The organism is Candidatus Acidiferrales bacterium, from assembly GCA_036514995.1.
Classification (GTDB): Bacteria; Acidobacteriota; Terriglobia; order Acidiferrales; family DATBWB01; genus DATBWB01.
Window position 1 is genome coordinate 1 of sequence record DATBWB010000060.1, and the last position, 11,781, is coordinate 11,781.

The following is an 11,781-nucleotide window of genomic DNA, read 5'->3' on the forward strand; positions in this document are numbered from 1 at the left end:
AACCGTTTGCCGGGGATTCCACCGTTTTCGGGATAGGAATCAACGTCATCGACAACCGAGCAAGACAACCCATGGTGCAGCAGTTCACCCTCGGCCTGCAGCACCAGATTGGGCAGAACTGGATTCTATCGGCAGACGGAATCCACAACTTCGGGCGGCGACTCCTGATTGGCCGCTTGCTGCGCAGCACCACCAGTACCTCGCCCCTCATTTCGTGCCCGAATGGAATCGATCCCTGCACGGTAACGGATCCCCTCACCAATCGGAGCGACAATATCACCAACATCGAATCTTCCGCCAAGACTTGGTATGACGGGTTGTTGGTCAGTTTCCAGAAGCGGCCTACGCGGCATGGGAGCTGGAGCTACGGCTTCAACGTCAACTACACCCTGTCGAAAACTTTTAATTTCGCCAATGACGACCAGATTCCCTTCAACGGTGCCGAGGACCAGGTCAATCTCGTTTTGGGGGTGAACAACCTCCGCCTGGAGAAGGGGTACGCGCCGACGGATGAGCGGCACAGGTTTGTCTTCTACGGCATTTTTGAAATGCCGTGGCAAATCAGCGTTTCACCCATCTGGACGATGAGTTCCAGCGTACCGATGGACTCGTTTGTGCCGGCACTCGGCTCGCGGCTTCCCATCCTTGCTCGCAATGCCCTGGGGCGCGACATCAAAACTGGAGCTGAATTGAACGCGGCCATTGGTCAATGGCACAGCTTCTTGGGGATTACCTGCCCCGGCGCCCCCGCCGGTTGCCTGCCGCCTGTGAACGCGAACCTGGAGTTTGGCGACGCTTTCAATTCCTTTGACATGCGCATAACCAAGACCCTCACGTTTGCGGAACGGCACAAGGTGCAGTTCATCAGTGAGGTATTCAACCTCTTCAACATCACCAACATCCGCGGTTTCAACAACACCAACTTCTCCGGGTTCAACAACGACATCACCTCTCCCAAGTTTAATCAGCCGCTCCGTACCGCCGGAGGATTCTTTGGGTCGGGCGGGCCGCGGGCATTCCAGTTCGCCTTGCGTTACAGTTTCTAGAACACAGCCAGACAGAACGAGGGAGCGCGCCGCGCTCCCTCGTTTTGTTTGTTGACTAGCCGGAGCCCTCATGTAGGGGCGGTCTTCAGACTGAAGCATGCCCCTACATGTGCGTCGATGTAGCCCGCGATCACTAACCGGCTGCGGTCATCGTGGCCGGTCGAAAGTAGGCGGGGTAGGCTCGCGGAAATTTTTTCCGGCGCTGGTAGGCGCGGGCCAGCTCCAAATAGATGCCGATATCACGGTCGAGGTCGGACTGGGTGCCATCGAAATAGAAATTCCGAATGGGGATGCCGCCGTTCGCCTGGCTGACCACCGGATAGATGGCTTCGCTGACAATCCCGTTCATACAGGTAAACGGGCTGATGTCCACAATGCCGTCGGCGCCCTTGCGAGCAAGATAGATGGCCTTGCCGGTATTCAGGACCATTTCGCCCATCGCTCCCCACTGAGGCAAGTAGGGCTCGGCGTATTTCATCAGCTCGGCCATCGTTTGCGGCTCTTCGTATCCCTGGAAATCTTCCCGGAAGGGCCGCAGCAGGGCGTGTTCATCCGACCGCTGGACGTGCGAGCGAATCTTATTGGCCAGCATGGCGAAGGAAAGCGACCGCCCAACGAGCTTCAAGCGGCGTGCCTCCTCCGAGTTGGTGTACCAAATCCACTCGGCGATGTCGCTCATCCAGCACTCACCGCCGTAGCCTTCGATGCGGCGCACCATGTCGTCATTGGAGAAGTTATTCAGCCGGCAAAAGATCTCGCCCACGATGCCGATGAGGGGCGTATCACGGTTGTAAGCGGCTGGAATCTCCCGGAAGCGGTCGCGGGCGCTGATCAAGCCGCGGACCAGAGCCTCGAGTTGCACTCCCGGCTCGACGGAAGTATTTTCAAGCACTCCGGAGAGGTCGTCGAGGCACGCTTCGTAAACGCGATCGCTCTCGCCGGGGCGCGACTCGTAGGGGCGTGTCTTGAGCAGCAATTTCAAAAGAATGTCGCCGGTCAGCAGGGCGCGCCAGCCGGTGCGGACAAAGGCCCGCGCCATATCGCCCAGGCCGGCGTAGGCGTTGGCGGAGGTGGGCGAAAGAATTTCGACCTCGGGAAATCCCAGGTCACGGACCAATTTTTTCAGATAGGGAGCGTACTGCCCGAAGCGGCAGGGTCCTTCGGCCGTCGGCATGAAAAAGACAGTTTGCCTGGCATCAAAATCCGGCTGCTCGATCACTTTTAGAAAATCTCCAACCGTTACCTTGGCCGGGTAGCATTCATCGCCGCAGGTGAATTTGGCGCCGAGTTCGCGCGTCCGCTCGTCGGAGGGGGGAGTGAGCCGGGCATCGATGCCCAGGGCGCGCAAGGCGGCGCAGAAGACCCGCGTGCTCCCATAAGCCATCGTGGGCACATAAACTTTCTTACCCGCCAGCGGATGGCTCTTGCTGATGCGGGTGGCTAGGCGGTGGCGGCGGCTGCTTTGGCTTTGCGTTGCACGCATCGCAGAATCCCCTTGCTGTCGAGATAGGCTTCGCAACGAGTCAGGAAGCCGGCGTCGTTGCTGTGCCCGTCAAACTGGAGGATCAAATACGGCTTGGCGCAAGCATCAAAGAGAAACGACTTGATGTAGGAGTCAGGACCGCACTTGAAATTGGTGATGAAGATCACGTGCAAGTTCGGGCTTCGCCGGGCCATTTTTCCTGCCGCCAGGATCCGCTGCCCGGAGCTCCAGTACATGTTGTCGTTGACGTCGCTGATGTCTTCGCCTTCGAGCGGCAGGAATTCCATCGGCAGCACGTTGACGCCGTATTGCGCGCGCAGCTTGCGCGGAATGTCGCAGTTGACGCTGCGGTCGTACACGTTGTAGGCGCGGCCGACGAGCAAGATGGCCGGCTCGCCGGTGTTTTCGAGCACCGCCAATGCTTGACGGCCGGCCCGGAGGACATTTTCGCGAAACTCTCCCTGAGCCGCATACCCGGCTTCTACCCCGCGATCGCTCTGCTTGCGGGAAATGCCGAGTCCGCGGCCAAATTCGGCCAGCTCGCGTTTCACCTTCTCTTTGCCGAGCCGGAAGTGCACCGTGGGCACCAGCATGCGGTGGCGCATGGGGGTGAACTGGGAAACCGCGCGCAGCACAAAGGGGAGTGTCTGGTTCCACGGGCACATGTGGGAATCAACTCGTTCGTCGGAGAGTTCGGCGTTGAGCGCGTTGGGCAGGAGGATGTAGTCCACGCCCTTGCCGAGCAGCGATTGGACGTGGCCGTGAGCAACCTTGACGGGGAAGCAGGGTTCGGCTACGGCCAGGTCGGCCCCTTCGGTCGAGATCATGCGGTCGGTCGAGTCGGAGACGACAACATCAAAGCCGATCTCCTCGAGGTAGCGGAACCAGAAGGGAAATCTATCGAAGAAGTACATGGAACGGGTGATGCCGACCTTCCGTCCGCGCCCCTGCGGCCCGCCGTAACCCTCTTCCAGCATGCGGTCGCGGTAGGCCATCAAATCTTCGATCACCGGTTGGCGGTCGGTGCGTGCCCGCTTGCGGAACTTGTCCGAGCACTTGTCGCCCCAGTAGCTCTTTTCGCCCTCAATCGTAAATTCTTTCATGTCGCAATAGTTGGAGCAGGCTTTGCAGACAAACTCGCGGGCGGTATAGCCGACCCGGTTCAAATCGTATCCGCGGAACTTGGCCGCCCGGCCGGTGGAGTGGAAGCGTTCCCGGGCGATGAGGGCCATGCCGATGGCGCCGATCACCCCGTTGTGCGGCGGCACAATGATGCGCTTGCCCAGGATCTGCGAGAAGGCGGCGGCCACGGCGTCGTTGTACGCGGTGCCGCCCTGGAAGAAGATGACATTCCCGATCTTTCGTCCGCGCACGATCCGGTTCAGATAGTTGAGCGCGACGGAGTAGGCGAGTCCGGCGCAAAGGTCGCCGACCCGGGCGCCGCGATGCAAAAACGCTGTCAGGTCGCGCTCCATGAAGACGGTGCAACGCTCGCCCAGCCGCGCCGGATTCCTGGATTGGAGGGCCAGCTCGGCGAATTCGCCCTTGATTTGCACGCCGAGCTTCTCTGCCTGCTCTTCGAGGAAGGAGCCGGTCCCGGCGGCGCAGGCTTCGTTCATCGCAAAGTCCACCACGATCCCGTCCTGGATCGAGATGAATTTCGAATCCTGCCCGCCGATTTCGAAAATGGTATCGGCTTGCTCGCCCACCAGCCGTTCGCTGACGTACATGGCGCCGGTCTTGTGGGCGGTAATCTCATCGTTGACGGTATCCGCGCCCACCAGTTCGCCGATCAGCTCGCGTCCTGACCCGGTGGTGCCGGAACCTTGGATGAGGATGCGGTCGCCCAAAAGCTCTTCGATCTCTTTGAGCCCGGCGGAAACCTGCTCGATGGGCCGGCCCTGGGTGCGCAGGTAGATGTCGTGCATCAACTCGCCCGCTTCGTCAATCACCGCCAGATTGGTGCTCACCGATCCGATGTCAATTCCCAGATAGGCCGGAATGGGGGCGTTCCCTTGAGGCAAGCGGTAGGGCTTCACCCGGTCGCGCAGGAGGACAACGTTTCGGAGGGTAAGCGGTTCCGTGCAGGCGAAATCAATTTTCTTCTCGGCCTCATGCTGCTGGAGCTGGTGGATGGTTTTGAAAGAACGCTTGCGCCAGTCGTCTTTTTCGAGTAGCGCCGCGCCGATCGCTCCCAGCCAGGCATGCAGCTCCGGAACAAAAAGCTCGTCTCCGTTCAGTTTGAAGATATCGCGAAAAGCAGCCAGCACTCCCCCGTTCCATGCGACGCCGCCGATGAACATCACCGGCGGCAGGATGTCCTTGCCCTTGACGATGCTGCTGCGGAAGTTGCGCGCCACCGCTTCGCACAGGCCCTTCAAAATCTCGGGAACCGAGTAGCCTTTTTGCTGGGCGTGGATCATATCCGACTTGGCGAAGACCGAGCAGCGGCCGGCAATGCGCGCCGAGCAACCCGCGCCGCAGACAACCTCCCCGATCTCCTCGACGTTGTAAAGCAAGCGCGAGGCCTGTTGGTCGAGAAAAGATCCTGTGCCGGCAGCGCAATCGCCGCTCGTCGAGTAGTCCAGGATTCCCAGGCGCCCGGCTGCGGCCACCTCATCCAGCAGAATGTATTTCGAGCTTCCCCCGCCCATTTCAAAGACGGTGCGCGCCTGCGGGTAATAAACGGGGGTGGCCTTGGCGATGGCTTTGAATTCGTTTTCAAAATAGATGCCGAGAATCTTGGCGATGAGCTGGCTGCCGGAGCCGGTCACCCGGATGCCTTCGATCTTTTCCTCGGGAATCCGGTCGTAGAGTTCGTGGAGGAGATCGAAGGTGGATTGCATGGGGCTGCCCTGGATGCGACGGTAGGACGAGATCAGGATGGGTAGTCCCGCGATTCTCGGGTCGGCGGCCGGCGGCGCCGGACGAAATGTCGGCGAATTCGACCCAGCCGCCTCCAGCAGCCGCCGATCTTCCGGGGCTCCAACCGCGGCCAGCTTCAGGCTGATGGCCCCGATATCTATGCCGAGGTTGACGCTCATCTTCGTCCGTCAGCGCGGGCGCAAAAATGACAACTTGTGCTGCCCGACGCTCTCGGCTGTGCAAATTGCCACAGCAGTGCTGAAAATCCCGGCTCCAGGACTTTGTGCTCGCTTGAAACCGATCTGCCGGTTGCAATCCCTCACTTGCGACGGCCCTATAGGAATCAATAATTTACCATATTTTCCCGGGTTTAAAGAAAGGCCCTTCTTGGACGGCCGCGCCCGGTGGCGCGATGACTCCGGCAAAGGGCTATGGCTTGCACGCAGCAATCAGCCAGCCAACCCGCGCGTTGACGCGCCGATTTGCGCTGGGCTAGAATCAGGAGGCTCGCCCGAATTCGGGCTCGCCGGCCCTGAGGTCCTTCCATACTTCGCCACGGCGGGGGTTCCGAGGTTCCAGTACATGGCGAAATACAGAATCGCAATTCTGCCCGGCGATGGCGTGGGCAGGGACGTCATGGAAGCGGCCAGGATCGTCCTGGACGCTCTTCGCCTTGACGCCGAATACCGGACAGGCGAGATCGGTTGGGAATGCTGGTGCAAGGAAGGCAATGCGTTGCCCGACCGCACCGTCGAATTTCTCCGAGGCACCGATGTCTGCCTCTTTGGCGCCATTACCTCCAAGCCGGCCGAGGAAGCCGAAGCTGAACTCGCTCCTTTGCTCAAAGGGAAGGGCCTCAAGTATTTTTCGCCCATCGTCCAGCTTCGCCAGCTCTTTGACCTCTACACGAATTTGCGGCCCTGCAAAGCCTATCCGGGCAATCCGCTCAACTGGCGCGACACGATTGATTGGGTGGTCTTTCGCGAAAACACCGAAGGGCTCTACTCCGGCATCGAATTCCATCCGGTGCCGCCGGAAATCATGGATGACTTCGTGAAATTCTCGGCCAAGGCGAAGCGCTTCGCCGCCACCGCGCCGGAGGATATGGCGGTGACCGTGCGGCTGATCACCAGGAAGGGCGCGGAGCGCATTGTGCGCGCCGCCTTCAACTACGCTCGCCGGTACAAGCGGAAATCGGTGACGCTGGTCGAAAAGCCGAACGTGCTGCGGGAAACTTCCGGGTTGATGACCCGCGTGGCGCGAAAAGTAGCCGCCGAATTCCCCGAGATTCTTTTCCAGGAAGCGAACATTGACGCCATGTGCATGTGGCTGCTCAAGAACCCGGACAACTACGACGTGATTGTAACGTCGAACATGTTCGGCGATATTCTCTCTGACCTTTGCGCCCAGCTTGTCGGCGGGCTCGGCTTTGCCTCGAGCGGCAACATCGGTGATCGCTACGCGGTGTTCGAGCCCACTCACGGCTCGGCGCCAAAATATGCCGGCCAATATAAGGTCAACCCGATGGCCATGCTCCTCACCGTCAGGCTCATGCTCGATTGGCTCAATGAATCGGCCATGGCCAGGAAGCTCGAAGAGGCGATTGCCGCCGTTTTGCGCGAGGGCAAGGCTCGCACCTACGATATGGGGGGAACGAACACGACGCTCGAGGTGGCGGAGGCGGTAGCGCGGAAATTTTGACCTGAGCATTCGGTAGGGACTCGCCCATGAGATTGGTGGAAGCACTCGGAAAAGAACTGTTCAAACGCGTTGGCCTGGCCGTCCCGAGGGGCAGGCGGGCGCGAACGCCGGATGAGGCCGCTGCCGCCGCGGAAGCCTTGGGCGGTACGGTCGTCATCAAGGCGCAAATTCTTGCTCCCGGGCGCGGCAAGAAGGGCGGCATTGTTTTTGCCGATTCGCCGGCCAAAGCGCGGGAAGCAGCCGCCTGTCTCTTGGGCAAAGTGTTTGGCCTCGAAACCGTGTGCGAAGTGTTGGTCGAGGAAAAGCTGAGCATCGCCCGCGAGCTTTACGCCGCGGTCATGATCGATCCCCACCGGCAGGACATTCTCTTCCTTGCCTCCACTTGCGGCGGCGGTGACATTGAAGAAGTGTTTCGAAGCTCGCCCGAAGAAGTCGTCCGCTCGAACCACTCGCCGCTGGAGCCGTTTCTTCCCTTTCAGGGGAGAAAGCTCGCCCGCGCCATGGGCCTCGAAGGCGCCGCGGTCGCCAAGGTGGGGCAGGCGCTTTTTGCTCTGTACAAGGCTTTTCGACAATATGAGGCGCGGCTGCTTGAGATCAATCCGCTCGTCCTCACGGAAAAGGGTGACGTGGTCGCGGCCGATGCTATCGTCCAGATTGACGAGGATGCTGCCTTCCGCCTGCCCGTTTTGAAAGAGCTGGGCATCGAGATGGAAGAGGAGCGACCGCGGCCGCCGACGCCGCGCGAGCTGGCCGCGCAGCAGATTGACAAGAGAGATTACCGCGGCGTCGTCCACTATCAGGATTTGTATGAGGACGGCACCGTGGGCGTGGTCTCCGTCGGTTCCGGCTTCAGCCTGACGCTGCTCGATATTCTTTCCGAGTACGGCCTCAAGCCAGCCGATTTTTGCGATTGCTCCGGCTCTCCGCCGGCCGCAAAAGTGTATGAAGCGGTGAAGCTCACGCTCGGCATTCCGGACATCAAGGGGTTTCTCTTCCTGAGCGGCGTGGTGACGCAGGACCTCACCGTCACGGCGGAAGGAATCGTCAAGGCATTCGCGGAATTGAAACCGGCGATCCCTTTTGTGGTGCGGCTCGCCGGCAACCGCGACCGAGAAGCGCTCGCTATCCTGAAAGCCGGCGGCGTGGTCGAATCGTTTCCCCGCGAGACGTTCGTGGAAGAGTGCGTGGAGCGCCTGAAGGCTTTGATGGAAGCGCCGGTCCCTGCTCGGGGTTCTTGATGGTTTGAGCTCGGGACCGTATGCCGACCCGCCGTGAACGCCGGGCTTGGCCGGCTGATCGCTCTGCTACCATGGCCATTTTGGTCAACGAAAAAACGAAAGCTATCATTCAAGGCATCACCGGCGAGTCCGGGATCCGCTTTGTCACCCGCATGCAGGAATTCGGCTCGCCGCCCGTCGCCGGCGTCACGCCCGGCAAAGGGGGACAGGACGTCCAGGGCGTGCCCGTTTATGACACCGTCGCGGAGCTTGTCCGAGATCACCGGGTGGATTGGTCCTCGATCAACGTCCCGGCGGCTTTCGTGAAAGACGCTGTCTATGAAGCCATCGACGCCGGCATCAAGAACGTTTTCATTTATGCCGAACGCGTGCCAATTCATGACGAAATGGAGATGATGGCCTATGCTGAGAGACTCGGCGTGACGATTGTCGGCCCGAACACGCCCGGAATCGTCAGCCCGGGAAAGTTCCGCCTGGGCGGCCTTGGCGGCGCGCGCGATTATGTGAGTGAAATTTTTACGCCCGGTCCGGTGGGTTTGGTCTCGCGCAGCGGCGGCATGACCTCGACCATCGCCTACTATCTTTCGCGCTCCGGTCTCGGCCAGACAACCGGCTTTGGCTGCGGCGGCGACGCCATCATCGGAACACCCTTCAAAAAGGCGCTCAAGCTTTTTGAGAAAGACCCGGAGACGAAAGCCATGGTGATGTTCGGCGAAATCGGGACGAGCTACGAGGAAGAAGCCGCCCAGTTCATCAAGTCCGGCGGATGCACCAAGCCGGTGGTTGCGTTTGTGGCCGGCAAGAACGCGCTCCCGGGCTTTCGCTTTGGTCATGCCGGGGCGCTGGTGATGAAAGGCCGCGGCACTTACGAGGGGAAGATCGCCGCGCTGGCTGCTGCCGGAGTCCGCATCGCATACACACTGCGGGATATTCCCCGAATGGTCAAAGAAGCGCTCGAGATGCCGCAATAGCATTGCCTTTTGGATTTTGCTGAACAGCGCCATTTGGGGGATGATTCCTCTTTTCTAATTTCTATTTTCCATTTTCCTGCTCGAAGGAGCTACCAATGTCCGAACAACACCACTGGAAGACGGGCATGTCGCACGTCGAACCGAACAAAATCCTGATTCGCGGCTATCCGGTGCAGCAGGTGATGGGAAAACTGAGCTTTGCCGGCGCGGTATATCTTCTCTGGACGGGGAACGTGCCCACGGCCGAGGTGGAAAAGCTTTTGAACGCGATGATGATCGGTTCGATGGACCACGGCGCTTCGCCGCCCTCGGTGCTTGCCGGACGCACGGTGGCTTCGACCGGCGCGCCGCTCAACGCCGCCATCGCCGCCGGCGTGCTTGCCTTCAACAAGTATCACGGCGCGGCGGTGGGCGATTCGATGGCCATGATCCGCGCGGTGGTCGAGCGCCACGAGAAGACGGGGAAATCGCTCGATGAGGTCGCCGGCGAATACCTGGAGGAACTCAAAGCCCGCAACGAGCGCGCCCCCGGCCTCGGCCACCGCTTCCACACGGAAGATCCGCGCACGAAAACACTTTTTGCGCTGGCTCGCCAGTGTCCCATCCAGGAAATTTATATCGAGGCGATGGAAGCGCTCCGGCGGGCGCTCGAAAAGCAAGTGAAGCGGCCTATGCCGATCAACATTGACGGCACCATGGCCGCTTGCCTGTGCGAGATTGGATTTCCGGTTGAGCTGGGCAATCCGCTTTTTATCATCTCGCGCGTCGTTGGCGTCACCATTCAAGCCTGGGAAGAACAGCAGCGGGAAAAGCCTATGCGCCAGATCCACCCCGGGGATTTTGAATACGACGGCCCACCGGAAAGAAACCTGCCGTAGGGTTCGATGTAGCGCCGGTCTCCAGACCGGCACATAGGTTTTGTCCGAGCAGGAAATGCCCGCCTGGAGGCGTGCGCTACGTGTAGCTTGCCAACACGGAACCGCCCTAGAACTTCTCCAGGTCTTTCAACGCATCCAAGCCGTGCTTTTTGAGGTAGGGGATGATCCCGCCTTCTTCGTAGAGCCGGACCATCATGCCGGGAATGCTGCCACTGATCGTTGTTCCTTTGGTTTTATTGCGGATGACCTGGCCTTTGATGTCAAGTTCGAGCTGGTCGTTTTCCTCGATACCGGTTGTATCGGCGATGACCAGCATCAAGCCCAGGTTGATCGAGTTGCGGTAAAAAATCCGGGCAAACGATTTGGCGACAACGGCGGTGATGCCGCGGGCGCGCAGAGCCATGGCGGCGGTTTCGCGCGAGCTGCCGCAGCCGAAGTTCTCTCCCGCCAAGATGAAATCTCCCGCCTTGGCGTTCTTGCAGAAGTCAGGCCGGTACTCGATGAAGGCGACCTTGGCCAGCTCGTTCACATCGGTCGTGATGTTGTAGCGCCCCGGGGTAATCAAGTCCGTGTTGATGTTGTCAGCGAAAAGCCAGTTCATGAAAGCATCTCCTCATTAGTACCCGAAAAGCGAAACTCAGCACCTAAAACTCGAAAACCGAAAATCGAAAATCGGAAAAATCGAAAAACGAAAACCGAAACTCGAAACTCGGCACTCACCACCCGGCACCCGGAACGTTGCTACAGGAATTCCCTGGGATCGGTAATGGTTCCGGTCAATGCCGTGGCGGCTGCTGTTGCCGGGCTGGCCAGATAGATCTTTGCCTTGGGCGAGCCCATGCGGCCTTCAAAGTTGCGGTTCGAGGTGGAAACGCAGACTTCGTTGTCGTAGAGCACCCCGCCGTGGCGCCCCAGACAAGGGCCGCAGCCAGGGGTCGTAATCATCGCGCCCATCTGGTTGAAGAACGTCAGGAGCCCGCGGTCGAGCGCCTGTTGCCAGACTTTCCGCGACGCCGGAGTGATGATGGCGCGAAGGTTCGGCTTGAGCTTTCGCCCGCGCCAAATCTGGGCGGTGATTTCCAGGTCTTCAATGCGGCAGTTGGTGCAGGAGCCGATGAAGACCTGGTTCACCTTCACCTTTTGGGCCTGGATTTCGCTCACCGGATAGACATTGTCAATGTCCGGCGGGCAAGCGATCTGCGGCGTCAGGTTGTTGACGCTGTATTTCTCGACGCGCTCGTATTTGGCATCGGGGTCGCTGCGGATGAATTCAAACTCATAGTCGCGGTCATTTTCTTTGAGGTAAGCCTTGGTGTGTGCGTCGGGAGCGACGATCGCGGTCTTGGCGCCCATCTCGGCCGACATATTGGTCAGCGTCAGCCGGGAGGGGATGTTGAATCCCTCGACCACTTCTCCGGCGTATTCGAGCACGCGATAGTTGCCGCCGTCGGGGCCCATGTCTTTGGCCACCATCAGCACCACATCTTTGGCGTAGCAGCCGTGCGGCAGTCTGCCGGTGATTTCAATGCGGATGGTGGCCGGGACGCGGAACCAGCTCTTGCCGGTGGCCATGGCAATGGCGGCGTCGGTGGAGCCGAC

General features: G+C 60.0%; 9 protein-coding genes. 5 read left to right on the forward strand and 4 right to left on the reverse strand.

Features of this window, described 5'->3' with window-relative positions; all coding sequences use genetic code 11:
• On the forward strand, nt 1–1,046 hold a 1,046-nt coding region (locus tag VIH17_04235; GenBank protein ID HEY4682442.1), incomplete at its 5' end, for a hypothetical protein.
• Between the two features lie 133 nt (nt 1,047–1,179).
• Here VIH17_04235 and VIH17_04240 read toward each other — a convergent pair.
• A complete protein-coding gene (locus tag VIH17_04240; GenBank protein HEY4682443.1) occupies nt 1,180–2,529 on the reverse strand; it encodes a hypothetical protein in 1,350 nt (449 codons plus the stop codon).
• Complete coding sequence (locus VIH17_04245; protein ID HEY4682444.1) at nt 2,487–5,573, reverse strand: acyl-CoA dehydratase activase; 3,087 nt, start codon at nt 5,571–5,573, stop codon at nt 2,487–2,489. The genes VIH17_04240 and VIH17_04245 overlap by 43 nt, the downstream gene beginning before the upstream one ends.
• Before the next feature lie 403 nt (nt 5,574–5,976).
• Between VIH17_04245 and VIH17_04250 the strand changes: the two genes are divergently transcribed.
• From VIH17_04250 to VIH17_04265, 4 genes are all read left to right on the forward strand, one after another.
• Complete coding sequence (locus VIH17_04250) at nt 5,977–7,095, forward strand: isocitrate/isopropylmalate dehydrogenase family protein (GenBank protein HEY4682445.1); 1,119 nt, start codon at nt 5,977–5,979, stop codon at nt 7,093–7,095.
• Nucleotides 7,096–7,121: 26 nt separating this feature from the next.
• Nucleotides 7,122–8,333, forward strand: coding sequence for an ATP-grasp domain-containing protein (locus tag VIH17_04255; protein HEY4682446.1), 1,212 nt, complete (start codon nt 7,122–7,124; stop codon nt 8,331–8,333).
• A 20-nt stretch (nt 8,334–8,353) separates the two neighbouring features.
• Nucleotides 8,354–9,304 (forward strand): CoA-binding protein, encoded by a 951-nt coding sequence (locus VIH17_04260; protein ID HEY4682447.1) that lies wholly within the window; start codon nt 8,354–8,356, stop codon nt 9,302–9,304.
• 95 nt (nt 9,305–9,399) lie between these two features.
• A complete protein-coding gene (locus VIH17_04265; protein HEY4682448.1) occupies nt 9,400–10,182 on the forward strand; it encodes a citryl-CoA lyase in 783 nt (260 codons plus the stop codon).
• Between the two features lie 106 nt (nt 10,183–10,288).
• Here VIH17_04265 and VIH17_04270 read toward each other — a convergent pair whose 3' ends face one another.
• Entirely contained in the window at nt 10,289–10,783 is a 495-nt protein-coding gene (locus tag VIH17_04270) for a 3-isopropylmalate dehydratase (GenBank protein HEY4682449.1), read from the reverse strand.
• A gap of 140 nt (nt 10,784–10,923) precedes the next feature.
• On the reverse strand, nt 10,924–11,781 hold an 858-nt coding region (locus VIH17_04275; GenBank protein ID HEY4682450.1), incomplete at its 5' end, for an aconitase/3-isopropylmalate dehydratase large subunit family protein.